Here is a 22,782-nt window from a genome sequence, read left to right on the forward strand (position 1 = left end):
TCCACTCAACGGTGCCGGCGCGCGTTCAAGTGCGCTCGGGCAGCGTTTCGAGCACCAGCGCGAGCCCGATTGTGCCCCAGAACAAGGCCACCATGTGGCTGAATTCGATGTTGAAGAAATAGTGATCGAGCAGGCCGACCGCCAGCGCAGCGGCAATTGCCGCCTGCAAACCCAGCAGCGCCGCGCCGCGTTCCATCTGGGCGTGCGCAAAGGCTCGCCGCATGGCGGGCAGGCTGCGCGCAAAAAACGCGGCCATCAAGCCCAGGAACCAGAACAGGCCCACCAGGCCCACGCGCTCGGCCAGCGCCAGGTAGATGCTCGAAACGCCCACGCCCAGGTCGATATCGGGGCCGCTTTTGCCGAAGCCAATGCCAAACACCGGGTAGCGCTGGATTATCGTCCACGCATTCTGAAACTCGTTCAGCCGCATCTGGTTGGCCTGGTCGCGGAACTGCACGCCTTCGGTGATGCGCGTCACGAAATTTTCGCCAATGCCAAAAGCCAGGTAGGCCACCAGCACCAGCAGAATGCCGCCCAGCACCGGCCACCAGAGTTTGCGGTAGCGCAGCGCCGCCACATACAGCACGCCCACCATCAGCCCGCCCAGCGCCCCACGCGATTGCGTCAGGAAGGTCGCCAGCCCCAGCGCGCCGGCCATAGCAATGGCCCACGGCCGCGCCACAATTGGGCGCTCGGCGACGGCCTGCGTGGCGGCGAACGCGCCCACCAGCGCAAGCATGCCGCCAAAGCTGTTTGGGTCGACCGCCAGGCCAATTGCGCGCTCGACGCCGCTCGGGTCGTCGGCGACATAGCGCAGCACGCGCCCGCTGGTGGGGTAGCCAATCGGCCCGAGCGCCACCAGAATGCGCTCGGCCAGCGCGTCGGGCATGGCAAACAGCAGCAGGCCGATCAGTGCTGAAAGCGCGCCGCCAATGAGCAGCACGCGCATCAGCAGGTTGGCCTGCGCGGGCGTGCGCACGCAGTTCACAACACTGAAAAAGAGCAGCACCGCCAGCACAAACTTGAAGTAGTTGTGCAGCGTCAGAGAGTCGGGGCTGGCGTTGGAGCCAAGAATGAAGGAAAACAGCGTGACGCCCAGGAAGCCAATCAGGGGCAAGCCCAGCGGCGTCAGCTCCAGCGATTGGTCGGGATTGATCAGCAGGCGCAATATCCAGATCGCCAGCAGAGCAAGCAGCGCCAGCTCCAGGAAGTTTGGCGTGACGCCGGCCTTGAAAGGGAGCGTGCCAAAGGGCAGGATCGTGGCGATCAGGACGCTGCTGGCCAGCCCAACGTCCGTCGAGCGCAGCACCAGGAACACGGGAACCAGCGCCAGCAGGGCCGCAAAGGCGATCCAGGGCGGGGCAAATGCCACCGCCGCACCGCCGGCAAGGCCCAGCAGCACCGCCACGCCCGCCACCAGGGCGTTGCGCGCAAGCGCGCTGCGCTCGAACGCGCGACTTATGCGCGCGCGCCGATTGTCAAGCAGTGCACTCACAATTGCCTATGTATATCACTATCGGGTGAATCAAGCAACTTACTCCGAGGAGCTTACTACAAATGATAGTATTCTTTAGGAAACAAACGTATGGCACCCTAAATATTATACATGCCCTGGCAAGCATGAATCTATAACAATTAGGACTTACGCAGTTGCGCATTTGGCATTTGAACGCTGTGCTTTTCGCCTGCGGCAGCAAGGTAAAAACGATCATTTTTGTGTGCAGTTTTTCCGCGCTACGCGCGGAAAAACTGCACACAAAAGAAAATCGAGTACCGCTCTGCCAAAGGCTCAGCAGACCAACTGCGCAAGTCCTAACAATGACTAAAATTCATGCTCATCGGGCCAGTCGATCTCGACAAACACATCGTCGCCGTCGATATGAACGGGATAAACCGGTATGCGAATTCCCACCGGCGGGACGATCGCCTTGCCGGTGCGGATGCTGTAGGTCCAGCCGTGCCAGGGGCACGTCACCGTTTCGTCGATCAGTGCGCCGGCCGAAAGCGGCCCGCCTTCGTGGCGGCAGACGTCGCCAAAGGCGTAGATTGTGCCGCCAGCGTTGGCCAGCGCAACCGGCAGGCCGTCGAGGTCGAAATAGCGCATTGCGCCGGGCGGAATATCGCCAACAGCGGCGACGCGAATTCGTTCTGTTGGCATAGGTATGCAGGATTATTAGCCAGAGTGATCTGGCTTGCTCGCGTTGCGCGGCCTTTAGAATGACGTTTGGTTCACTTCAAGTATAGTTCTGCGAAATCTGCGTAATCTGTGGATGTATTTCGCTGGCAGCATTTACAGCCGCCCGGCCACATGCCCAACCGTCAATTCTTCGGTGGCCATGTAGGCGGGCTGCGCGGCCAGCTGCGCAATCGCCGCGCCAACGTCTTCGGCGCGGAGCATATTGGCGCGGTTCCACTCGCCCGGCAGCGCATCCCACAGCGCGGTGTCGGTGGCGGCCGGCAGCACCATGCTCACGCGAATGCCGCGCGGGCGCAGTTCTTCGCGAATGGCGCCCGAAAAGCCCAGCAGGCCATGTTTCGCCGCCACATAGGCCGACCAGCCGGGGAATGCCTGGCGTGCTGCCACCGACGCGACATTGACGATCAGCCCGCCCGCGTCCATGCGCGGAGCGACATGCTTACACGCCAGAAACACGCTTGTCAGGCCAATGCGCAGCGCGCCTTCCCAGTCGGCCAGCTTGATCTCCTCGAAGGGTTGCACCAGCGCGCCGCCCGCGCTGTTCACCAGCACATCGATGTGCCCGCTGATCGCGGCAGCGGTTTCGGCCAGGCGGCGCATGTGCGGCTCGGCGGTGGCATCGCAGGGCACAACGGTCGCGCTCGCGCCGCGCTCACGCGCCGCAGCAGCCACGTCTTCAAGCGCGGCGGCATCGCGCGCGGCCAGCACAAGATGCGTGCCCGGCGCGGCCAGCGCCAGCGCGGTGGCCCGGCCAATTCCACGCGACGCGCCGATCAAAACAATAACGCGATCCTGCTGCCGATCGCTCATAAGTTCCTCTCATACGCTATGGGCTATTCTGGGGGATGTTCGGGCGAAGCAGGTGACGTTGATACATGCGTATCAACGTCACCTGCTTCGCCCAGACCGATAGCAATATCCCGTGATTTGGCCAATTTAATCGTGATCGATGTGGCTCATAAACTCGGCGCGCGTGCGGGCATCCTTGCGGAACACACCGCGCATCGCCGACGTGACCATTTTGGCGTTGGCTTTTTTCACGCCCCGCATCACCGAGCACATATGCACGCCCTCGGCCACCACCGCCACGCCCTGCGGGTGCAACGCGTCGTTGATGAAGTTTGCAATCTCGACCGTCATGCGCTCCTGCACTTGCAGGCGGCGCGCAAAGGTTTCGACAATGCGCGGGATTTTGCTCAGGCCAATGACCTTGTCGTTCGGGATGTAGGCCACATGCACGCGCCCCATGAAGGGCAGCATATGGTGCTCGCACAGGCTGTAGAAGTCGATATCCTTCACAAGCACCATCTCGTCGTAGTCGACCGAAAAGATCGCGTCGTTGATCAGTGCCACCGGGTCGACATGGTAGCCAGCCGTCAGTTCGGCATACATTTTTGCGACGCGGTAGGGCGTGCGCTGCAAGCCTTCGCGCGCGGGGTCTTCGCCAATATTCGTGAGAATGGTGCTGACCGCAGCCTCGATCTGGTCGTTGCTGGCGAAAGTCATGCCTTCGAGCTTGCCCTGACCCGGCAGCACAAGGCCGTTTTCTTCAGCCAAGAGCGCGCGCGGCAGGGTGCTATTGCCATTCGTATGCCCATTGCTTGTCATGTGTATCTCCACATAGGGTTCGGGTGCTGAAAACACATCTGCCCGATTGCAATGCGCTATTCCTACCGCTCCCCGCTATATTCAAATACGTTGTTCCGCGTTTCCCACAGGCGCAGGTGCCGCAGCTGGCCTTCCAGCCGCGCGGCGAGCAGTTCCCACAGGTACAGCACAATATGCTCGCCGGTGGAGGCGCGCGCCGCAAACCAGGGCACCTCGCGGTCGATGTGCTTGTGGTCGAGCGTGTCGATCACGCCGCGCACCTGCCCGTCGAGCGCAACCATATCGATCACCATGCCGGTCTGCGGGTCGACCGCGCCGTCGACAGTTACCTCCAGCGTGTAGTTGTGGCCGTGGCCGTTCGGGTTGTTGCACTTGCCGTACAATTCCTGATTTTCCGCGTCGGAAAGCTGTGCCGAGTGCAGGCGATGCGCCGCCGAGAACACATACGAGCGGCTGAAACTCGCTTCGTCGCTGCCATCGTACTCGGCCCACAGGTCGCGCATTTCGTACAGGCGCAGATGCGCCAGCGCCACGCCAGCGGGCAGACGCGGGGCGATCAGCCGCCACAGCACGCGCACAATATTTTCGGTGGTGGGGATCAGCTCTTTGAAGTAGGGCGTGTCCTCGTTCAGATGTTTATGATCAAATCCGTCGAGCACCTCGTTCACCAGCGCCTTGAGATCGACCATGTTCATGATCATACCTGTGGCCGGGTCGGGAGTGCCGCGTATTGTAACATCGAGCGTGTAGTTGTGCCCGTGGCCGTAGGGGCTGGTGCATTTGCCAAACACGCGCTCATTTTCCTGCTGGCTCCATTCGTCGCGCCAGTAGCGGTGCGACGCCGAAAAATCAAATCGCCGACTTGCTCCAACCATTCTTAACCACCTATTCTGTGCATGCCAGGGATTGCCGTGGCGCAGCCGCCTTGCTTCATGTACGTGCGCATTCGCCTGTTTGAATCGCTGCCACTCTACGCCAAGCGCGCCGAGCCGGTGCCGAAAATCCTGCGCCCCTGCCAACTTGCGCGACATAGGGCACAGGCCGTGCCGCCGGAAAACAGCGCGCTATATGAGGAGTCTCGCAGACGCGCGAAACGTTACACCAGGCCACAAAACAAACTTCGGAGGCGATTGCTCGCTTCCGAAGTTGCAAAGAAGCATATCAGAATACGCGAAAAAGAACTTTCACCACGAAGGAATTGCGACGGATTTTTCTGTGGCGCGCGGGGCTTAAGCCGCCGCGCTACCGAGCCACGCCCCATGAATGGGGCTTGCTATTGCCTCATTCAAGCCCGCTTCAGCGGGCGTCGCTTCGAAGTCCGGTCGTTTACGGCCGGGCGGTGCGCAAAACAAAGAAGGCGCGAAGCTTTCAGAATATCGCCAGCCTCGCGCCGCCGTAGTCAGCAAAACTCTCCACTCTACAAATCAAACTCAACCTTGGTCGGGTCGCCGAACGAGCGGCGGAAGCGGAAGCCGAGCTTCTGGAACACGCGCTGCATTTCGCGATTCTCGGGCAGCACGTCGGCAATAATGCGGTCGAGCTTTTCGTTGCGGCCAATCTCGATCAGGCGGCGCAGTATTTCGGTGCCCAAACCCTGCCCGTGAAAGCCGTCGGCCACCACGGCGGCGAACTCACCATCATTCGTGCCGGGCACTTTCAGCAGATTACCCACACCAATGATCGAACGCTTGCCGGTCTCGTGGTCGGTGTGCTCGGCCACTAATACCATCTCGCGGTCGTAGTCGATAAAGCAGATCCGCGCCAGGCGCTCGTGCGCAATGCGCTGGTCGAGCGACATGGGGTAGAAATAGCGCAGGTAGACGCTCTGCTCCGACAGCGTGCCATGAAACTCGACAATCAGTGGCTCGTCTTCGGGGCGGATGGGTCGGAACAGAATTGTCGTGCCGTCGCGCATGGCCCATTCTTCGACATAGCGCGTGGGGTACGGGCGAATCGCGGTGCGCGGCAGGTCGGCGGCGGTGATGCTCGGGTCATGCAAGATCACGCGGGCGTCGAGCGCAATGATGCGCGCTTCGGACACCAGCAGCGGGTTGATCTCAATCGACGCGATCCAGCGCTGCTCGATCACAAGCTGACTGAAGCGCACCAGCAAGTGTTCAATCGCGGCAAGATCGACCGGCGGGCGGCCATTGCGCCCTTCCAGCGCGGCGTAGATGCGCGTCTGCTCGATCATGCGGCGGGCCAGCGTGGTAGTGAGCGGCGGCAGGCCCAGCGCGCGGTCGCCCAGCACTTCCACCAGCCGCCCGCCCGCGCCAAACAGCAGCACCGGGCCGAACTGCGGATCGAGGCTGCTGCCCACAATCAGCTCGTAGCCGTCGTCGGCAATCATGGGCTGAACCGACACGCCCTGGAAATGTTCGGGGCCGGCCTTCGCGCTCACCGCTTCCCGAATTTCGCGAAATGCGCGCCGCACCGAGCTTGTGTCGTCGAGGTGCAGCTTCACGCCGCCCACGTCGCTTTTGTGGGTGATTGTGTTCGACAGGAGCTTGAGGACGACCGGGAAGCCAATCTCGCGCGCCAGATGCACCGCCTCGGTTTCGCTCGCGGCGACGCGCGACTCAGCGGTGGGGATGCCGTAGGCCGCCAGCAGTTCCTTCGACTCGATTTCGTTCAGCAGGGTGCGGCCCGAGGCGCGCGCCGCACCGATGCGCTCACGCACTTCCGCGCGCTGCGCCGACACCGGCTCGGAGGCTTGCGGCAGAATGGGCGTTTCGTAGAGGCCGCGCAGGTTGTAGCTGTAGCGCCACATGTAATGAAACATGCGCGCCGCCGTGTCGGGGTAGGGGAAAGTCGGGATGTTTGCCCGATTGAGCACGCTCTCGCCCTCGGCCGTGTCGGCGCCGCCCATCCAGCTCGCCAGCAGCGGCTTGCCACTGTTGCGGCTAAACGCCACCAGCTGCTCGGCGGTTTTGGTTGGGTCGGTCACGGCTTGCGGGGCCAGAATGACCAGCAGGCCGTTGCTGTTCGGGTCTTTCATCGCCACCTCAAGCGATTTGGCGTAGCGCTCGGGGCTGGCATTGCCAACGATATCGATCGGGTTGCCGTGGCTCCAGTGATAGGGCAGCAGCTGGTTCAGCGCGGCAACCGTACCCTCGGAAAGCGGCGTCAGCTCGCCGCCGCTGGCCAGCAGCTCGTCGGCGGCGAGCACGCCCGGTCCGCCAGCATTGGTCACAATCGTCAGGCGCGGGCCGGCCGGGCGCGGCTGCTTGGCAAGCACCTCGGCCATGTTGAACAGGTCGGCAATCGAGTTTACGCGCACCACGCCACAGCGCCGCAGCGCCGCATGCAGCACTTCGTCGCTGCCGATCAGCGAGCCGGTGTGCGAGGCGGCCGCCTGCGCCGTGGCGGCGGTGCGCCCCCCTTTCAGCACAATGATCGGTTTGCTCAGCGCCACTTCGCGCGCGGCCGACATAAACGCCCGCACGTCGCCAATCGATTCCATGTAGAGCAGGATACTTTTGGTGTGCGGGTCGTTGCCGAGGAAGTCGATCAGGTCGCCCCAGCCCACGTCGAGCATCGAGCCGACCGAGATGAACGCACTGAAGCCGAAATGCTCGCGCATGCTCCAGTCGAGGATGGCCGCGCCAAGCGTGCCGCTCTGGCTGATAAAGGCGACATTGCCGGGGCGGGCGATGCCGGTGGCGAGCGAGGCATTCAGGCCGGTGGTTGGGCGCATCACGCCCAGGCAGTTTGGGCCAATAATGCGCAAATTGCCCTGGCGGGCCTGCTCCAGCACGCGCTGCTCGAGTGCAGCACCTTCCGGCCCGGTTTCGCGAAAGCCCGCCGAGATGATGATTGCCGCGCCCACGCCCGCTGCAATGCACTCGCTAATCACACCGGGCACGGTTGGCGCGGGCGTGATGATGATGGCGAGATCGGGTGGCTCGGGCAGGTCGGCCAGTTTGGGGTAGGCTTTGATGCCCAGCACGCTGGCACGCTTGTCGTTGACCGGGTAGACGGTGCCGCCGAACGGGCTGCTCACGAGGTTCCACAGCACGGTGCGGCCAACGCTGCCAGGCACTTCCGAAGCGCCAATCACGGCAATTGCCTTGGGCGCAAAAAACACCTTCACTGGCCGCGGGCGGCGGCTCGGGCGCGGGGCTGTTGGTTCAGTCATAGGTTTCTGGCCTATTGTTGCAAAGGTGCCGCGCCGATGCGGTTCTGGCGGTTCGGGATAGGGTTATCCGCAGATTACGCAGATTACACAGATGCCTAGAGCAATTTCAAATGACCGATGCGGATTTCGGTCGCGCTCATTCAACATCAGTATGCGCCTCAGCACAATCGTAAATCCAAAATCGTAAATCGAAAATGCACTAGAGCATTAGCAAGCCATATCTGCGGAATCTGCGTAATCTGTGGATCGAAACGCATAGGTTCAAGATATAACTGTCGGTGTTGTGGCCAGTGGGCGCGGCGCGACGCCAACGAGCTTTGCGCCATTCTGCTCGGCGGCGTGCGGCACGCGGCTCATCGCATACTCGGCCAGCGCGGTGATCGTCAGGCTCGGGTTCACGCCCGGGTTAGCCGGCACAATCGAGCCATCGACCACAAGCAGGCCGGGGTAGTTATGCACCTGGCAATCGAGATCGACCACGCCTTCGCGCGCGTCGCGGCCAAACGGGCAGCCACCCAGAATATGCGCCGTCATTGGGATGTTCAGCAGCGCCTCGTTGATTGTGCCCGAGGCGATGCCGCCGGTCATTTCGGCAAAACGTTTGGTGACGGCGTGGCCGATTGGGATCGACGTGGGGATGCTGCTCTCGTCGTCGGGCTGCGAGGTCAGGCCGCGCCGCCAGAGTGTCGTCAGGCCGCGCCCCAGCCGCAGCTTGATGCGGTTGTCCTCGGTCTGCATCACCAGCATAATTGTTGTGCGCTTGGCCCAGCCGGGCAGGACGTGTGTGCGCAGAAAGTCGGCCGGGCGGCGAAAAATATCCACCACCGAGCGCAGCAGGCGCTCGCGCAGCGTGCCGGTGTCGAGCAGCGGGCCAGACAGAAAGCGCATCAGGTCGGAGCCAGCCGAGTAGCGCACCGGCTCGATTGTCGTCACGTCGTCGGCATTAAAGATCGACGTGATCGCAATTCCTTCGGAATAATTCGTCTTCAGGCTGCGGTTCACCACACCCAGCAGCGCCTCGCTGTTCGTGCGCACAATATCGCCCAGCCGCCGCGAAATCCCCGGCAGCGAGCGCGTGATGTCGCGGCAGCGGAACAGGAGCCGCAGCGTGCCCAGCGTGCCGGCCGAAACGACGACATTGCGGGCGCGCACAATGCGCGGGCGGCCCTTGCGCCAGGCCGTCGCGCTGCGGTACACCACCTCGTAGCGTGCGCCATCGGCCTGGCCGGCCGGCAGCGGGCGGATGTCGCGCACGTCGCACTCGGCGCGCACCTCGGCGCCCCACTGCTCAGCGAAATACAGGTAGTTCTTCATCAGGGTATTTTTGGCGTTGTGCCGGCAGCCAACCATGCAGCCGCCGCAGTGGATGCAGCCGCGCCGCGCCGGCCCCGCGCCGCCAAAGTAGGGGTCGGGCACTTCCTCGCCGGGCGTGCCGAAAAACGTGCCAACCGTGGTGGGCCTGAAGGTGCTGGCCTGCCCCATGTCCTGGGCGATCAGCTTGAGCGTGTTGTCGGCCGGCCACATGCGCGGGTTGGGCGCCACGCCCAGCATGCGCTTGGCCGTGTCGTAGTGCGGGCGCAGAATGGCTTTCCAATCGGCCAGGTGGTGCCATGCCGGCGCGGCAAACAGCTCGTCGCTCGGCTCCATCAGCACATTCGCGTAGCCCAGGCTGCCGCCGCCCACGCCCGCGCCATGCAGCACAAACACATTGCGGAACGGGCTGATCTGCAAAATGCCAAAGCAGCGCGCCATTGGCATCCAGATATATTTCCGCACATTCCAGGTCGTTTTTGCAAAATCCTCGTCGCGGAAGCGCTTGCCGCGTTCGAGCACCAGCACACGGTAGCCCTTCTCGGTCAGCCGCATTGCCGACACGCTACCGCCAAACCCGGAACCAATGACCACATAGTCGAAGGTCTCGCTGGTTGCGCTCATACCGTCTCCTCTTCTGCCGTCGTGCGCGGGCGTGCCGCGCATGGGCAGCGCAATTGCTGAGGGTGCTGGCCGCCACACAGCGGCGCAGGCCTTGAGAAAGCCACATTCCAGCGGGCGCAGGAACGGTGGCGTTGGTGTAGAATTTTCATGACGCAGTGTACCATAAACCAGGGTTCACGCAAGTTCAGCGCCGCCGCCAGGCCCGCGCAGAAGCCCACATTTAGTGCATTACAAAGGCATTGTGCCGCCAGGCAGGGCGTAGGCTGGCAGCAAAATCGCACCACCCGCGCAGGAAACTGCACGCGCGCTTGCCGCGCCGCCGCCCATGCCGTATGATCATGCTGGCCGCAACGAGGCGGCCCTAACCCTACAAGCGAGGCGGTATGATGATGCAGGCCTTAGTGAAAGATCAAGCCGGGCCGGGGCTGCGGCTGATGCAGGTGCCGGTGCCCGAAGTTGGGCCGAACGATGTTCGAATCAAAGTCTTGCGCACGTCGATCTGCGGCACCGATGTGCATATTTACAACTGGGATGCCTGGGCGCAGAAAACCATCCACCCGCCCATGGTCATCGGCCACGAGTATGTGGGCGTGATCGACGCGGTGGGCAGCAACGTGCCCGACCACAAGCCCGGCGAGCTGGTGGTGGGCGAGGGGCATATTGTCTGCGGAAGCTGCCGCAACTGCCTGGCCGGGCGGCGGCACCTGTGCCCGAACACCCAGGGCGTGGGCGTCAACCGCGACGGCGCGTTTGCCGAGTATATTTCCATTCCCGTCGCCAATGTCTGGCACTGCGACCCCAGCATTCCGCTCGATATTCTGTCGTGCTTCGACCCGTTTGGCAACGCGGTGCACACTGCGCTGTCGTTCAACCTGGTGGGCGAAGATGTGCTCATCACCGGCGCAGGGCCAATTGGCGCAATGGCCACCGCGGTCGCCCGGCATGTTGGCGCGCGCCATGTGGTGGTGACGGATGTGAACCCGGCGCGGCTGGAGCTGGCCGCGCGCATGGGCGCAACCCGCACCGTCAACGTGGCCGAGCAATCGCTGCGCGATGCGATGGCCGAGCTGGGCATGCGCGAAGGCTTCGACGTGGGGCTGGAAATGTCGGGCAACTCGGCCGCGCTGAACGACATGCTCGGCACCATGTGCCACGGCGGCAAAATCGCCATGTTGGGCATCATGCCCGCGCCCGCCGCAATCGACTGGAACACCGTGGTATTTAACGGGCTGACGATCAAGGGTATCTACGGGCGCGAAATGTTCGAAACCTGGTACAAAATGACGTCGATGGTCCAGTCGGGGCTCGACATTTCGCCAGTGATCTCGCACCGCTTTCCCTACCAGCAGTTCGAAGAAGCGTTTGAGCTGATGCGCTCGGGGCGCTCGGGCAAAATTGTACTCGACTGGAGCGCGTAGCGAGGAAGCGGCGGGCACAGCAAAGGGGCCGGCGCAATGCCAGCCCCTTTGCTTTACCCACAAAAGCGCTATTCTTCGTCGTCGTCGGATGGCCCGAGGCCGCCAATCGTTTCGGGCGTTTCGATCCAGCCGCGCCGCAGCGCCATAATCACGGCCTGTGTGCGGTCGTTCAGCGAGAGCTTGCGCAGAATAGAAGAAATGTGGTTCTTCACGGTTTGTGTGCTGATGCCCAGCGAGTCGGCAATATCCTTGTTGCTGCCGCCCGCCGCAATGCGCTCAAGCACCTCGATCTCGCGTTCGCTGAGCTTGTTGTAGAGCGCGAAATCGGCATCGCTGGCGTCGTAATCCTGCGGCAGGTTGCGAAACTGCGAAAGCACCCGGCTGGCGACTTTCGGCTTCTCGACCATGTCGTTGATCACATACTCGCCACGCGCCACCCGCCGGATCACGTCGGCCAGTTCCTTGGGGTTTACGTCTTTCGAGCGGTAGTCGGCCGCGCCGGCCTGCAATGCGTTAAAGGCGTGCTCGTCGCCCTCGTGGATGCTGAGCATCACCACGCCCAGGCTGGGATACTGGTGGCGCAGCTGGCGCGTCAGCAGCAATCCGCTCACGCCCGGCAGGTTCAAATCAACCAGCGCCACGCTTGGCTCGCGGTTTGGCGGCGCAGCGTCCAGCCAGGCCAGCGCTTCTTCGGCGCTCGCCACATCCGACACAACGTCGATATCTTCGTAGCTGGCCAGCGCGGAACGCACCCCCTGCCGAAACAGCGGGTGGTCGTCCACAATCAGCAGCTTTATGGAAAGGTGGGGGGGCATGGCAGCGGCTCCTTTCCTTGAGCGTGAAGCCAGCGCCGATACGCATCGGCTGGATCGTGCAGGGCGGAAATGCCCGCCCCCACAAGCATTGCGTGAGTTTCGACCAGCGGCAAACCCACCACGCACGTATAGCTGCCGCTCACCGACTGCACAAGCTGGCCGCCGAGTCCCTGAATGCCATACGAACCAGCTTTGTCCATTGGCTCGCCAGTAGCAACATAGGCAGCAATCGCCTCTGCGCCAACCGGTGCAATCAGAACGTCGCTGGCCACCAGGGCAAGCGCGGGTGTCTGGGAGCCCGGTCGCGCGACCACCAGGCCCGTGTAGACGGTGTGCTGGCGGCCAGCCAGCCGGCCAAGCATCGCCCGCGCATGATCTTCGTTGCGCGGCTTGCCCAGCACATCGCCGCCCAGCACCACAATCGTGTCTGCACCGATGATAACACTATCGGGGGCTTCGGCGCAAGCCGCCTGCACTTTCCGCCACGCCAGCAGCGTCGGGTGGGTGGCCAGCGGCACCGGGCAGGGCGGCAGCGCCGCAACAAGCTCGGCGGGTGGCGCGTCGTCCCGCTCTTCGCCATCGGTTGCAATCGCCTGGAACACTGCCCCCAGCCATCCCATCAGCTCGCGCCGCCGTGGCGATGCCGAAGCCAGAACAAGGCGGAGCGCCGGGCCAGCCAATCGAGCGCCAGAGGTTTCCCCCTGGCGCTCGTTCGCAAAACGCTGTTCGTCGTTCATCAAAACACTAATGGTTATTTTGATAGGGCGTTCGCTCGCTTACTGGCTCGTTAATGTACAAATTACCCTTATGAATCTTCAAATTGAAGCCACAAGACGGATTCGTACACACCCAGGCCTTATATGTTACCGTTGCTCCATCAGTACCATAATCGGAGAGCGGAATAAGCTCACCATCGGAGCATTTACGGCATTTCGGCCACGTTGCTACTACCATCAGACTGCCTCCTACTAGATGCTCTCCACAGTAAAGTGTATCGCACTGCGGCTGGCCAGCATCTTCAGGGACCAGCGCACAACTGACAAGAAGAATGTGCGCATACCATTGGAATGTGTATTGTACCCAGCCTTGTGGTACACGCCAACTTGTTGTTCCGCTATCCTATGCAATTCCTATGCCATGCTCAAATGAGAACACTTCTTTTTCCACTTCTCCATCAAATATTCATAAATCAGCAGTACAATACCGGCATATGCGCGAGTATTGCCCACATTTCGCCAAGCTTAGCGCAGAAGTGGCGTAAAGGAATGAGAACGTGGCGCAGCGAATTCTTATTGTCGACGACGAGCGCAAACTGGTGCAGGGCCTGGCCGCCTACTTTCGGCAGGCCGGCTTCGAAACACTGGCCGCCTACGACGGGCGCGCAGCCCTCGAGTCGGCGCGGCGCGACCAGCCCGATCTCATTCTGCTCGATCTGATGCTGCCCGAGTTGGATGGCAGCGAGGTATGCCGCCAGATTCGGCGCGCTTCGGCTGTGCCGATTATTATGCTCACCGCCCGCGTCGACGAAGCCGACATGCTGATTGGCCTGGAAATTGGCGCCGACGATTATATCACCAAGCCGTTTAGCCCACGCGAAGTGGTGGCGCGCGCGCGGGCCGTGCTGCGCCGCACCACGGGTGCAATGCAGCCAGCGGCGGTGCTGCGCGGCGGCGATGTCCAGGTCGATCTCGACCGGCGCAGCGTGCTGGTTGGCGGCCAGGTCGTCGAGCTCACGCCCACCGAGTTCGATCTGCTGGCCGCGCTGCTGCGCCACGCCGGCCGCCCGCTTTCGCGCGCGCAGCTGCTCGACGCAACGCAGGGCGATGAATATGCCGGCTTCGAGCGCACCATCGACGCGCACATCAAAAACCTGCGTCGCAAGATCGAAACCGACCCAGCCAGCCCGCGCATGATCGTGACGGTGTTTGGCGTTGGCTATAAATTCGCCGAGTGATGCCTATGCGCAGTCTTCGTTCACGCCTGACCTTTACCCACGCGCTGGTGGCGTTTGTGGGCGTGGTCATTGTTGCCGTGCTGGTCACAATGGTGCTGCGCCTGGCATTCAATCGCCTGACCGACCGGCGCATCCAGGCCGAGGCCGACGCCGCCGCCGACGTGATCGCGGCCGTCTACCAGCGCCGCCAGAGCTGGGATGGCGTGGCGCAGGTGCTGCAGCGCCGTGTGGCCCAGAACCGCCCAAATGATTTGCTGCGCCGCCGCCGCCTGCTGGTGTATGATGCCGCGGGCAACCTGATTTTCGACAACAATGGCGCGGCACAGGCGCCACGCGCGGGCCAGCCGCGCACGGGCCTGGAAAGCCCGATCATCGTTGACGGGCGCACGGTAGGCAGCGTGGTGATGGGCGGGCAGGTTGGCGAATTCACCCAGGCAGAAACCGAATTTTTGCGCATGGTGCGCTGGAGCCTGATTGCAGGCAGCGCGCTGGCCGTGCTGATTGCGCTGATCGTTGGGCGGGTCATTACTGGGCGAGTGACGCGCCCGCTGCGCTCGATGCAGGGTGCGGCGCACCGCCTGGCCAGCGGCGGCGACCACCAGCCGCTGGCAATCCCACCTGATCGCGAGCTGGCCGAGCTGGCGGTGTCGTTCAACACCATGGCGGCTGAGCTTGGCCGGCAGGAGCAATTGCGCCGCCAGCAGGTAGCCGATATTGCGCACGAGCTGCGCACGCCGCTGAGCGTTCTGCGGCTCCAGCTCGAAAGCATTGAAGACGGCATCGCCCAGCCCACGCCCGACACCCTGCGCTCGCTGGCCGAAGAAACCAGCCTGCTCACGCGCCTGGTCGACGACCTGCGCTTGCTTTCGCTTGCCGACGCCGGGCAGCTTTCGCTGGCGATTGAGGCGGTCGATGCTGGCACGGCCGGCGAGCGCGTGGTGGGGAATGTCGCGCCGCGCGCCCGCCAGCAGCAAATCGATCTGCGCATCGAGCGGCCCCACGCCGCGCTGGCGGTGCTGGCCGACCCACAGCGCCTGCTGCAAATTCTTGGCAACCTGATCGAGAATGCCCTACGCTACACCCCGGCCGGCGGCACGGTGACGCTGCGGCTGGCGCAATCGGCGGCCAGCGGCGCGCCCAGCCTGCCAGCGCGCCCGGCCGGCTGGGTCGTGTTCGAAGTGGCCGATACTGGCGCGGGCATCCCAGCCAGCGAGCTGCCGCAGATCTTCGAGCGCTTCTACCGCGCCGACAAAGCGCGCGCCCGCGAAACTGGCGGATCGGGCCTGGGGTTGGCGATTGTGCAGCGCCTGGTTGAAATGCAGAGCGGGCGCATCTGGGTGAGCAGCGCGCCTGGCCAGGGCACCACGTTCCACGTCGCTTTGCCGGCCGCGCAGCCGGAAGCCGGGGCCGCATAAAACTTGCACAGTCAGCACTGGTATGATATGATAGCCTGCATAGGCGGGTAGCTCAATTAGGCAGAGCAGCGGTCTCCAAAACCGCAGGTTGCAGGTTCGATTCCTGTCCCGCCTGCCATCGCGCCCCCAGTGGCGCAGCGGAGAGATGGCCGAGCGGTTTAAGGCAGTTGTCTTGAAAACAACCAGGCGCAAGCCTCGTGGGTTCGAATCCCACTCTCTCCTCCAGTCGACGACGGCACGCACATGTGGGGAGGTCGCATAGTCGGCCTAGTGCGGCGGTTTGCTAAACCGCTAGGGGAGCAATCCCCTCGAGGGTTCGAATCCCTCCCTCCCCGCCACAATGCTTTAATCGGCGTGCTCCGCACTGTAATGGTGCGGAGCAAAACTCACAAACGCGCACGGCCGCTCAAAAGGTTAAAACCTTAGAACGGATGTGCACTATAATTGAGGCACAACACTGTGCCTTTACCTGTGCTGTTAAGGTACGGGTCGGCGGCCTCGTAGTGACTGTTTCTCAGGCGGACGCTACGAGGCCGTAATTATTTCCCTTTTCCTCGCCGTAATTTCCTTCAGTGCGAACTCGTTCAACCTCAGCGGCATCGATGAAATAGCGCGGCTTTGTCTTGTTGAGCCCACGCCGTTTCGCTGTCATCAGCCCGGTGCGAATCCAGCGATAGATTGTCTCATCACTTACGCCAAGCTCTTCGGCGGCCTGCTTCGGTGTGTACGAGGGTTTGTCGCTCATCACACCTCCATATGGGTTGCGTGGAACGTGTGGATTATAGATCGACTCGGTTTGGTCGTCAAAAGTGGCTACCCGGCGGCGCGCTCGTGCATCCATTCCTCAGCGGCTTCGCGAGCACCACCTTGGCCGCCGTACTTCGCGTCGCTGAAGTAGCGTCGCCGGTCGGCGTAGGCGAGCCACCCGTTGAGGCGCTCGTAGTCGGCGCGCGTGATGTACCAACGGCGCGGCTTCTTTGGGCGCGGGCCGGCCAGCTTGCGCATATGATCGCGCCAGTTGATGGCAGCCTGTAGCGCGGCCAGCGTCCCGCCGTGAAGGCTGTCGGCGAACTGGCGGTGCAGCTCGATGCTGCGGGTATAGACGCGTGCGCGCCAAGCGTGTTCGCCGGCGATGTCGATGCGCGTGAGGCCGCGCCGGTCGGGCACATTGGCGAGCAGCTTTTTGGGGTCGGCGTTAGGGAGTGTGGGCGGAAATGATGGCGACCAGGTGGCGGCTTCGTGGGGGCTTACTTTTCGAAACTTTGGCATTATACGTTTGGGTAATCCTTTATATTGTCATTACTTTTTTAGTCAGACGGCGTGGCATAGGAGTGTACATCTATTCGTTCGTTTCTGCGACAAATAAGACTTCCATGGCATCTTGCTGAGTGATTTTGGCAGCTTCTGCGTAAGCGCGGGCAATTCGTGCAGCAGTAGTCATTCGCATTGGGCGAAAATGGCGCAACTGAGTACTGAGATTGGTATGATTGACGTCTGCATTGCGTGCAAGATCTGCTTGACTAATGCCAGCCATGGCAATGATTTGGGCTGCATCTTGTTTGAATTTATAGTACATCATGCCATCCATATTACCATGAAAAGCAAATGAAAGCGATTATTTACAAGGTTCTATCTTTCCCTTTTAATCCTCGGCGATCATCGGCAGCTCACAGTCGCCACAGATGAGCCGCGCGCCTGGCTTGGCCCAAGCGTTCTGGCCGCACCCTTCGCACGAATATTTTGTCTTGCTGGCGCGCTTCTTGGCGGCAGCATCGCCGCCGATGCCTCGGCCGGCAGCCTGCCAGCGTAGGGCGAAACCTCCCGCGAGCAGGCGCGCGCAGGCACGCGCGAAATGGCCGTTTTCTTCGATATAGTGCGTCATTTTCTGGCCGGTCGGCTTGCCGCCGAGCTGGCCAGTGGCGGAAGGGATGAGGCCAACGGCGCGCATCATTGCGCCCCACTCGGCGTTATGGTAGGCGTTGCGGCTGGGCTTGCCGAAATGATGCTGCTGCAGGTGGCACATCTCGTGCACCAGCGTCGACAGGATCTCAGCGTCCGTGCGGTCGGCGAACGTCTCGGGATTCATTGCGATTTCGTCGGTGGCCTGGCTACCGCTACGCGCGCTGAACTGCGCGGCCCAGAAATAGCCCCGCGCGCCGTGTTTCCTCTGGAGTGTGATCAGGCAGTCGGGGAGCTGTCCGGCGAACAGCTCGGCGTTGAAAAAGTCGTAGGCCTGCTGAAACACGAGGTATTCGCCGGTGGGCTTTGTATCGTACGATGCAATCATGTTCAATCCTCGGTGGGCGGCTCGACCACGAACACGCGCGGCGCGGCTGGTGCTGGTTGGCGACGCTGGCGTGCCTGGCGCGCCTGGGCCTGTCTCTTCCTGATGTGCTCCCAATCGACCGGGGGCAGGCCGGGCATGCTCAGCTGCGCGGCTGCCGTCGGCGCGAATGGCCGCTCGGTGGCTTCCTGGCTGCGCAGGGCGAAAGGCTCGTCGGCGAATAGCTCGGGAAACATATAACCGGCCGCGAGGTCGGCGGGGTCGACCCGCTCGGGCTCGTTGTTGCGTCGTCGGGGCATGCTCGTGTCCTCGGGTGCGTGGATCGCGCCGCCCTTCGATAACCTCAGGACGGCGCGATCGGTCTGGAATGTCATGTGCTGGCGGGGTCGTTCAAGATGGCGACGATCTGCTTGGCGGCTTCTACGCTCACGCTGCCGATGCGCTCGAAATACACGCCGTACTGCTCGACTCGGGCGTGGAAGTAGGCGCCGCCGGGGCGGTTGAATACCTGCCATTCCTGCCAACTGCCCACACAGCCGGCCGCGATCATCTCCTGGAGCCACATGGCGCGCTGTGCTTCGCGTTGGCCATGCTGGCGCAGCGCTTCGCGGGCTTGCTGCCAGGCCTGCCGCGCCTCGGGCAGGAGCCGGCGCGTGATCTCGCGGGCGAATTGCATGCTGCTGCGGTCGGCGCGGACGGTGATACTCCGAAGCGCGCTGCGATCAACGAACTGGTAGGCATCGCCGAAATCAACCCCGATCTGGATGCGGTCGGGGTGGAGCTTGTGCAACGTGAAGGTCAGCTCGTCGGGGGCGACCACGCGCTGGCTGAGCTTCTCAGCGTGATACTGGCGCTTCCATTCCTCGCCGGTGGTGACCGTCAAGGCGTCAGCGAGGTCTTTGTACAGTTCTTCGATACGTGCCTGGATGTTCATGGCTGTCCTCTCGATGTGATGGTGGGTCGTGTCCTGCCGCGCTGCCGGCAGGCTGTGCCCGGCGCAAGCGCAGCGCAGCGGGGGCCGATTCGATACAAACGGCGCGCACCGTGGCCGCGCCAGCGGCCGTGAATCGAGCGCGCATCCGCATCTGGCCCAAACGGCGCGTCCTGAGCTTGTCGAAGGGCGCATCGGCCAAAACTGCCAACGTGCGCGCAGCGCTGGGCAGCGCGGCCGAGTCGGCCGCGCCGTCTGCGCCTCGGGCGCCTGCACTCGGCGGGAGCTGCATAGGTGGCCCATCCTTTTCTGCTGATTTCTGCGCCTGGTCGGTCATGTCGTCCTGGGTGGTGGCGCACCGCCCTTCGATGATCTCAGGGCGGCGCGGCTGGGGCTGCTACGCGGCGCGGCGGCTGGCGCTGCGGCGGGTGCTGGCCGGCGGGGGCGGCGGTACTGCTTCCTCGTCACGCTGCTGCTCGGCTTCGGCCTGGTCGCGCACGGCTTCGGCGGCGCTGATCCAGCCGTCGATGGTCTGCGGCTTCGGGTGGTTGTGGCCCAAATATGCCCGAACGTCGAGCCAGCTCTCGCCGCCGATGATGTCCTTGTAGCGCGCGAAGAATCGCGCCTCGGCTTCCTCGGGCGTGGCGGGCTTGCGGTAGGGTGTGGGCTGCGCGGCCGGTGCGGGCGTGGGCGGCGCAGCAATCGCGGCGATCAACTGCTCCTGAATCGCCTGGCGGATCATGTCCAGGCTGGCCGCGATGCAGGCGCGGATCTCGTCGGCTTCGCCGGTCGTCTCGGCTTCGATGCTGATGCCGTAGCCGGTGATCTTGCCGGCGGGGTCGGTGGCGATGGTCGTTTTGACGCTGTGCATGGTGGGGTTTCCTTTCGGCCGGGCGCGCCCAGCATGGACGCGCCTGGCGGTAGATTGCTAGAAGGGTGGCTCCATGTCGGCGGGGAATTCGGGCGGCTGCCAGCGCGGGCGGACGTAGGACAGCAGGCCGGCGCGGGCGCGGCTTCGGATGCGCTGCCGGTCGTGCTCAAAGGCTCCGTTCTGCGGTACGGCGTCGGTTGCGGCGAGGCCAAGCGCGATGATGTAGTTCATGTAGGCGCGCGGATCGCCGTTCCAATGCTTGAGCACGGTGGCCCACCATCCGCGCCTGCCGATCAGCTCCATGTAGGTGCTGCCGTGCTTCTCGGCGGTGCGGCGGCCGCCCTTCGCGCCCATCGCGGCGGCGTTGGCTTTGGTGAAGGGCCGGCCGCGTGCGGGCTTGGGGGCTGGCTCGGCGGGTGCGGGGCGGCGGCGCAGGATCTCGCGTTCGTGATCGGCCGCCAACTGCTCGGCGTCGTCGCGGCGGGCGCGGTAGCCGAGGAATTCGCCGTCATAGTACGCGGCCCAATCGCCGGTTTCGGGGTCGCGCTGAACATGCCGCCCAGATGGTAGAATGGGTGGTGACATACGGGTGCCTCTCGTTGTGTCAATGGCGCGCCAGTGGTACGAACACTGGCGCGCCGCTGCGTTGGTGGGCGCTATGCCCGCCGGTAGATGTTGAGGCCGATCTTGATCTCGGCGTCGCCCGGCGCGGCCTGGTTGCCCTCGCTGCTGGCAATGATGCGGCTTTTGCCTGAGCTGCTGAGGCCGTAATCCTTGGCGATGTCGATCACCAGCGTGAGCGTGCTGCCTTCCAGCGTGGCGCTGATGTTCTTGCCGATCTGCTTCGTCTGCTTCGGTGTGGGTGCCATGATTCTTTGCTCCCTTGTGTGGTGCTGGGCGCGGCGCACGATACGCCGCGCCAATGGGCCGCGATACGCTGCGGCGGGCGCTAGTCGTCGCCCTTCTTGCGCTTAGGCGGCGGGTAGTAGTAGGTCGGCTCGGGGCGCTGCACCGGCGTGTAATTGCTGAGGATGATGCCGTAACAGCCATAGCAGAAGCGCATGCCTCCGCCGGCTTTCTTTTTGCCGCATCCCTCACAGATCGTTTTTTCGCTTCGTCGGGCCATGGCTGATCTCCCTAAAACATGACGAGCTGCTGCACAGTGGCTGCCTGCTGGGCCAGCGCGCCAGGCTGGGCGAGAAACCAGCCGCGGCCGAGCGGGCCGAGTGGCCAGGCGGCCGGCGGCTGGAGTGGTGCGGGCGTGTACACCAGGCACGGCAGGCCGAGGCCGAGCGCCAGCGCGAGCGCTGACCAGGTGCCCGAGCCGAAACCGCCGAACGTGGCGGCGGGCTTGGCAGATGGGGCGAGGCTGGCGGGCGCAGGCCGGGCCGGAAAGCTGCACCACACGCCGCCGGCACGGGCGCAGGCCTGCACGCAGGCGACCGAGCGCGCGACGAGCTGCGCGCGGTAGGGGGCACGCGGGCTGCCGTGCGCGCCAACCTGGAAGATGCGCGCCTGGGGCAACAGGGCGGCGGCGGCGGTGTCGATGCCGGCGGCATCGCCGACCAGCACGGCGGCGCAGGCCGGCACCAACGCTGCCAGGCTGCGCAGGGCGGCCAGGCTGGCGGAGCAGGGCGTGCGGCTGCCGCTGATGCCAACGGCGGCGGCGGTGGTGATGAGCTGGCGAGCTGCTGACATGCGGCACCTACTGCGCGGACGAAACCGGCACGGGAACGACCCAGCCAGGGCCGGCGCGGCGGACAAACGGCGGCACCACGCCAAACAATGCCGGGCAGGCGCGGGCGAAGCGGCAGGCCTGGGCGAAACCGTGCGGGCCGGCGAAGGCGCACAGCGCGACCAGGCCGCAGGGGGCGCGGCGGGAGCTGGCGACGACGACCGAGCCGGCACCGACGCCGAGCGCGCGCGGCGCGACGGCGGAAAAGGCGCGCCCGCAGCGACAGAACGACGAGCCGGCGCGCTGACCACAGGGGCAATGGTGAGATGACGACATAGAGCACCCCAATGCACTAGAACGATGAATGACCTACTAGTATTATAGCACGAAAAGCAAACTAAAGCAAACTAAAGCAAATTAGAAATGCAGCCGGGAGCGCGAATGAGAACACCGCGACCAGCGCCGAGCTGCCCAGCGAGAACGCTGCACCGCTCGGCGGCGCGCCCGGCCGGCAGGCCGGCGCGGAGGTGGGAGAAGGAGGAGGAAGGGGTGGGGGTTTGGGGGCGGGGAGGGTGTCCATGGCACCCCGCCCCCAAATAAGTGGAGTACCGCTGGAGCGAAGCGAGGCCAGCGCCCGCACGCGGCCGCCGATTCGTGGCGGCGTGCGGGCGGGGCACGTGGTGGTGCGCAGCTACCGCGTAGACCGCCTGGTGGGGTGTGGGGCACGCGGCGGCGGAGCGGTGCCCCACAAATAATAGACGCGCGCACCGTGGCCCCGCAGGGTAGAGAGACGGTCGCGCGCACCGGGCAAGGCTTGGACACCGTGGCCGCGCAGCGTGGGTGCCGTGGGCGCAGGCGACGGCTACCGCGTTTTGATGAATGTGTGCTCGGGCTGGCCGGCGCGTGGCCGCTGCAGTCGGAGCGCAGCGTAGTCAGCAGCGGGTATGCGCCGGGCCGGTGGGTGGAGCGGTCGCGCGGGAGCGCGCGGTGGTGGCGGCGAACCCTACCGCTTTGGCTTCTGGCGCGCACAAAAAAAGCCGACGCCGAGCCGAAGCCCGACGCCGGCGAAGAACCTAGCGGCAACGAAGCGCTGGGCGACCGTGAGCGCGACGGAAGCGACGAACTGGCAACGAAGCACGCACCTGGGCAATGGCCGTGACGTGGACGCAACCGGCAGCGCTGAACTGGAAGCCGCGCGTGACGAACGCGAACACAGCCGCCGACGTGCGAGCCTGGCCGAACGAGAACACGAACGCACCGGCGCGGGGCGAAAGCGGGGCGCTGGAAACGAGAGAGCCGCCGTTGTTAGCTGCAAAGAGCCGAACTGTTGAGAGAAGCATGACACAACCCCTGAGCGAGAAGACGAAAACGCTGCGACACAGCGCCGCAGCTACGTGCAGCACAGCGCCCGAGCACGCCGCAGGCCGGCCGCTTGCGAGTCCGCAGCGCTTGCGCTGGTGCCGGGTGCTATGCTGAGAAGTGCTGCGCGCATATCACTTTCAATTTGCAGATCGATAATCTCCACCTTGCTGCCGGCAGGC

25 protein-coding genes and 3 tRNA genes are annotated in these 22,782 nt (G+C 63.8%); 7 read left to right on the forward strand and 21 right to left on the reverse strand.

Annotated features, from left to right (window positions below; translation table 11 throughout):
• Positions 1–25: 25 nt before the first annotated feature.
• The 7 genes from M1P90_RS20030 to M1P90_RS20060 all read right to left on the reverse strand — a co-directional run bounded on the left by M1P90_RS20030 (position 26) and on the right by M1P90_RS20060 (position 9,878).
• Positions 26–1,495 carry an O-antigen ligase family protein gene (locus tag M1P90_RS20030; RefSeq protein WP_483697066.1) on the reverse strand — a complete coding sequence of 490 codons (1,470 nt, stop codon included), beginning with the start codon at positions 1,493–1,495 and terminating at the stop codon, positions 26–28.
• A 327-nt stretch (positions 1,496–1,822) separates the two neighbouring features.
• Positions 1,823–2,158, reverse strand: a complete 336-nt coding sequence (locus M1P90_RS20035) for a Rieske (2Fe-2S) protein (protein ID WP_483697067.1) — start codon at positions 2,156–2,158, stop codon at positions 1,823–1,825.
• 132 nt (positions 2,159–2,290) lie between these two features.
• Entirely contained in the window at positions 2,291–3,007 is a 717-nt protein-coding gene (locus tag M1P90_RS20040; RefSeq protein WP_483697068.1) for an SDR family oxidoreductase, read from the reverse strand.
• A gap of 126 nt (positions 3,008–3,133) precedes the next feature.
• The gene (folE, locus tag M1P90_RS20045) at positions 3,134–3,805 is read right to left on the reverse strand and encodes a GTP cyclohydrolase I FolE (protein ID WP_483697069.1); all 672 of its coding nucleotides are present in this window, start codon (positions 3,803–3,805) and stop codon (positions 3,134–3,136) included.
• A gap of 62 nt (positions 3,806–3,867) precedes the next feature.
• The gene (locus tag M1P90_RS20050) at positions 3,868–4,680 is read right to left on the reverse strand and encodes a 6-carboxytetrahydropterin synthase (protein WP_483697070.1); all 813 of its coding nucleotides are present in this window, start codon (positions 4,678–4,680) and stop codon (positions 3,868–3,870) included.
• A gap of 542 nt (positions 4,681–5,222) precedes the next feature.
• Positions 5,223–7,943, reverse strand: a complete 2,721-nt coding sequence (locus tag M1P90_RS20055; protein ID WP_483697071.1) for a bifunctional acetate--CoA ligase family protein/GNAT family N-acetyltransferase — start codon at positions 7,941–7,943, stop codon at positions 5,223–5,225.
• A gap of 261 nt (positions 7,944–8,204) precedes the next feature.
• Entirely contained in the window at positions 8,205–9,878 is a 1,674-nt protein-coding gene (locus M1P90_RS20060; protein WP_483697072.1) for a GMC oxidoreductase, read from the reverse strand.
• 383 nt (positions 9,879–10,261) lie between these two features.
• Between M1P90_RS20060 and tdh the strand changes: the two genes are divergently transcribed.
• Complete coding sequence (gene tdh, locus M1P90_RS20065) at positions 10,262–11,296, forward strand: L-threonine 3-dehydrogenase (RefSeq protein WP_483697073.1); 1,035 nt, start codon at positions 10,262–10,264, stop codon at positions 11,294–11,296.
• Between the two features lie 68 nt (positions 11,297–11,364).
• Here tdh and M1P90_RS20070 read toward each other — a convergent pair whose 3' ends face one another.
• Together M1P90_RS20070 and M1P90_RS20075 are read right to left on the reverse strand one after the other, a co-directional pair.
• Positions 11,365–12,111 (reverse strand): response regulator, encoded by a 747-nt coding sequence (locus M1P90_RS20070; protein WP_483697074.1) that lies wholly within the window; start codon positions 12,109–12,111, stop codon positions 11,365–11,367.
• Positions 12,090–12,848 carry a Maf family protein gene (locus M1P90_RS20075; protein WP_483697075.1) on the reverse strand — a complete coding sequence of 253 codons (759 nt, stop codon included), beginning with the start codon at positions 12,846–12,848 and terminating at the stop codon, positions 12,090–12,092. Before M1P90_RS20075 ends, M1P90_RS20070 begins: the two co-directional genes overlap by 22 nt.
• Before the next feature lie 536 nt (positions 12,849–13,384).
• Between M1P90_RS20075 and M1P90_RS20080 the strand changes: the two genes are divergently transcribed.
• The 5 genes from M1P90_RS20080 to M1P90_RS20100 all read left to right on the forward strand — a co-directional run bounded on the left by M1P90_RS20080 (position 13,385) and on the right by M1P90_RS20100 (position 15,818).
• Positions 13,385–14,065 (forward strand): response regulator, encoded by a 681-nt coding sequence (locus tag M1P90_RS20080; RefSeq protein WP_483697076.1) that lies wholly within the window; start codon positions 13,385–13,387, stop codon positions 14,063–14,065.
• A gap of 5 nt (positions 14,066–14,070) precedes the next feature.
• The gene (locus M1P90_RS20085) at positions 14,071–15,480 is read left to right on the forward strand and encodes a sensor histidine kinase (RefSeq protein WP_483697077.1); all 1,410 of its coding nucleotides are present in this window, start codon (positions 14,071–14,073) and stop codon (positions 15,478–15,480) included.
• A 41-nt stretch (positions 15,481–15,521) separates the two neighbouring features.
• Positions 15,522–15,598, forward strand: a tRNA-Trp gene (locus tag M1P90_RS20090).
• Positions 15,599–15,619: 21 nt separating this feature from the next.
• Positions 15,620–15,705, forward strand: a tRNA-Ser gene (locus M1P90_RS20095).
• A 22-nt stretch (positions 15,706–15,727) separates the two neighbouring features.
• Positions 15,728–15,818, forward strand: a tRNA-Ser gene (locus tag M1P90_RS20100).
• 176 nt (positions 15,819–15,994) lie between these two features.
• On the opposite strand, the gene M1P90_RS20105 is transcribed toward M1P90_RS20100, so the two are convergent.
• The 12 genes from M1P90_RS20105 to M1P90_RS20160 all read right to left on the reverse strand — a co-directional run bounded on the left by M1P90_RS20105 (position 15,995) and on the right by M1P90_RS20160 (position 21,577).
• Positions 15,995–16,225, reverse strand: coding sequence for a helix-turn-helix domain-containing protein (locus M1P90_RS20105; RefSeq protein ID WP_483697078.1), 231 nt, complete (start codon positions 16,223–16,225; stop codon positions 15,995–15,997).
• 68 nt (positions 16,226–16,293) lie between these two features.
• Positions 16,294–16,749, reverse strand: coding sequence for a hypothetical protein (locus tag M1P90_RS20110; RefSeq protein ID WP_483697079.1), 456 nt, complete (start codon positions 16,747–16,749; stop codon positions 16,294–16,296).
• 70 nt (positions 16,750–16,819) lie between these two features.
• Positions 16,820–17,059, reverse strand: a complete 240-nt coding sequence (locus tag M1P90_RS20115; protein ID WP_483697080.1) for a hypothetical protein — start codon at positions 17,057–17,059, stop codon at positions 16,820–16,822.
• A 63-nt stretch (positions 17,060–17,122) separates the two neighbouring features.
• Entirely contained in the window at positions 17,123–17,767 is a 645-nt protein-coding gene (locus M1P90_RS20120; RefSeq protein WP_483697081.1) for a SprT-like domain-containing protein, read from the reverse strand.
• Positions 17,768–17,769: 2 nt separating this feature from the next.
• The gene (locus M1P90_RS20125) at positions 17,770–18,063 is read right to left on the reverse strand and encodes a hypothetical protein (protein ID WP_483697082.1); all 294 of its coding nucleotides are present in this window, start codon (positions 18,061–18,063) and stop codon (positions 17,770–17,772) included.
• A gap of 71 nt (positions 18,064–18,134) precedes the next feature.
• Entirely contained in the window at positions 18,135–18,698 is a 564-nt protein-coding gene (locus tag M1P90_RS20130; protein ID WP_483697083.1) for a hypothetical protein, read from the reverse strand.
• A 394-nt stretch (positions 18,699–19,092) separates the two neighbouring features.
• A complete protein-coding gene (locus M1P90_RS20135; protein ID WP_483697084.1) occupies positions 19,093–19,566 on the reverse strand; it encodes a hypothetical protein in 474 nt (157 codons plus the stop codon).
• A 57-nt stretch (positions 19,567–19,623) separates the two neighbouring features.
• Positions 19,624–20,151: a hypothetical protein gene (locus tag M1P90_RS20140; RefSeq protein ID WP_483697085.1), complete on the reverse strand. Its 528-nt coding sequence runs from the start codon at positions 20,149–20,151 to the stop codon at positions 19,624–19,626.
• Positions 20,152–20,222: 71 nt separating this feature from the next.
• Positions 20,223–20,435 (reverse strand): hypothetical protein, encoded by a 213-nt coding sequence (locus M1P90_RS20145; RefSeq protein WP_483697086.1) that lies wholly within the window; start codon positions 20,433–20,435, stop codon positions 20,223–20,225.
• A gap of 80 nt (positions 20,436–20,515) precedes the next feature.
• On the reverse strand, positions 20,516–20,692 hold the full coding sequence (locus M1P90_RS20150; RefSeq protein ID WP_483697087.1) for a hypothetical protein: 177 nt from the start codon (positions 20,690–20,692) through the stop codon (positions 20,516–20,518).
• A gap of 11 nt (positions 20,693–20,703) precedes the next feature.
• Positions 20,704–21,264 (reverse strand): hypothetical protein, encoded by a 561-nt coding sequence (locus M1P90_RS20155; RefSeq protein ID WP_483697088.1) that lies wholly within the window; start codon positions 21,262–21,264, stop codon positions 20,704–20,706.
• A 7-nt stretch (positions 21,265–21,271) separates the two neighbouring features.
• Complete coding sequence (locus tag M1P90_RS20160) at positions 21,272–21,577, reverse strand: hypothetical protein (protein ID WP_483697089.1); 306 nt, start codon at positions 21,575–21,577, stop codon at positions 21,272–21,274.
• A 242-nt stretch (positions 21,578–21,819) separates the two neighbouring features.
• Here M1P90_RS20160 and M1P90_RS20165 point away from each other — a divergent pair, with 242 nt between their 5' ends.
• Complete coding sequence (locus tag M1P90_RS20165; RefSeq protein ID WP_483697090.1) at positions 21,820–21,996, forward strand: hypothetical protein; 177 nt, start codon at positions 21,820–21,822, stop codon at positions 21,994–21,996.
• The last annotated feature ends 786 nt before the right edge of the window (positions 21,997–22,782 follow it).

It is taken from the genome of Kouleothrix sp. 19917 (assembly GCF_057073505.1).

What these genes read in the sequence shown, in the direction of transcription:
- M1P90_RS20145 (WP_483697086.1), bottom strand. Translation starts at nt 20,435, where the DNA reads ATGGCACCCACACCGAAGCAGACGAAGCAGATCGGCAAGAACATCAGC.
- M1P90_RS20155 (WP_483697088.1), bottom strand. Translation starts at nt 21,264, where the DNA reads ATGTCAGCAGCTCGCCAGCTCATCACCACCGCCGCCGCCGTTGGCATC.
- M1P90_RS20160 (WP_483697089.1), bottom strand. Translation starts at nt 21,577, where the DNA reads ATGTCGTCATCTCACCATTGCCCCTGTGGTCAGCGCGCCGGCTCGTCG.
- M1P90_RS20075 (WP_483697075.1), bottom strand. Translation starts at nt 12,848, where the DNA reads ATGAACGACGAACAGCGTTTTGCGAACGAGCGCCAGGGGGAAACCTCT.
- M1P90_RS20040 (WP_483697068.1), bottom strand. Translation starts at nt 3,007, where the DNA reads ATGAGCGATCGGCAGCAGGATCGCGTTATTGTTTTGATCGGCGCGTCG.
- M1P90_RS20035 (WP_483697067.1), bottom strand. Translation starts at nt 2,158, where the DNA reads ATGCCAACAGAACGAATTCGCGTCGCCGCTGTTGGCGATATTCCGCCC.
- M1P90_RS20055 (WP_483697071.1), bottom strand. Translation starts at nt 7,943, where the DNA reads ATGACTGAACCAACAGCCCCGCGCCCGAGCCGCCGCCCGCGGCCAGTG.
- M1P90_RS20110 (WP_483697079.1), bottom strand. Translation starts at nt 16,749, where the DNA reads ATGCCAAAGTTTCGAAAAGTAAGCCCCCACGAAGCCGCCACCTGGTCG.
- M1P90_RS20165 (WP_483697090.1), top strand. Translation starts at nt 21,820, where the DNA reads ATGGCACCCCGCCCCCAAATAAGTGGAGTACCGCTGGAGCGAAGCGAG.
- M1P90_RS20085 (WP_483697077.1), top strand. Translation starts at nt 14,071, where the DNA reads ATGCGCAGTCTTCGTTCACGCCTGACCTTTACCCACGCGCTGGTGGCG.
- M1P90_RS20060 (WP_483697072.1), bottom strand. Translation starts at nt 9,878, where the DNA reads ATGAGCGCAACCAGCGAGACCTTCGACTATGTGGTCATTGGTTCCGGG.
- M1P90_RS20135 (WP_483697084.1), bottom strand. Translation starts at nt 19,566, where the DNA reads ATGCACAGCGTCAAAACGACCATCGCCACCGACCCCGCCGGCAAGATC.
- M1P90_RS20130 (WP_483697083.1), bottom strand. Translation starts at nt 18,698, where the DNA reads ATGAACATCCAGGCACGTATCGAAGAACTGTACAAAGACCTCGCTGAC.
- M1P90_RS20140 (WP_483697085.1), bottom strand. Translation starts at nt 20,151, where the DNA reads ATGTCACCACCCATTCTACCATCTGGGCGGCATGTTCAGCGCGACCCC.
- folE (WP_483697069.1), bottom strand. Translation starts at nt 3,805, where the DNA reads ATGACAAGCAATGGGCATACGAATGGCAATAGCACCCTGCCGCGCGCG.
- M1P90_RS20125 (WP_483697082.1), bottom strand. Translation starts at nt 18,063, where the DNA reads ATGCCCCGACGACGCAACAACGAGCCCGAGCGGGTCGACCCCGCCGAC.
- M1P90_RS20070 (WP_483697074.1), bottom strand. Translation starts at nt 12,111, where the DNA reads ATGCCCCCCCACCTTTCCATAAAGCTGCTGATTGTGGACGACCACCCG.
- M1P90_RS20050 (WP_483697070.1), bottom strand. Translation starts at nt 4,680, where the DNA reads ATGGTTGGAGCAAGTCGGCGATTTGATTTTTCGGCGTCGCACCGCTAC.
- tdh (WP_483697073.1), top strand. Translation starts at nt 10,262, where the DNA reads ATGATGATGCAGGCCTTAGTGAAAGATCAAGCCGGGCCGGGGCTGCGG.
- M1P90_RS20120 (WP_483697081.1), bottom strand. Translation starts at nt 17,767, where the DNA reads ATGATTGCATCGTACGATACAAAGCCCACCGGCGAATACCTCGTGTTT.
- M1P90_RS20150 (WP_483697087.1), bottom strand. Translation starts at nt 20,692, where the DNA reads ATGGCCCGACGAAGCGAAAAAACGATCTGTGAGGGATGCGGCAAAAAG.
- M1P90_RS20115 (WP_483697080.1), bottom strand. Translation starts at nt 17,059, where the DNA reads ATGATGTACTATAAATTCAAACAAGATGCAGCCCAAATCATTGCCATG.
- M1P90_RS20105 (WP_483697078.1), bottom strand. Translation starts at nt 16,225, where the DNA reads ATGAGCGACAAACCCTCGTACACACCGAAGCAGGCCGCCGAAGAGCTT.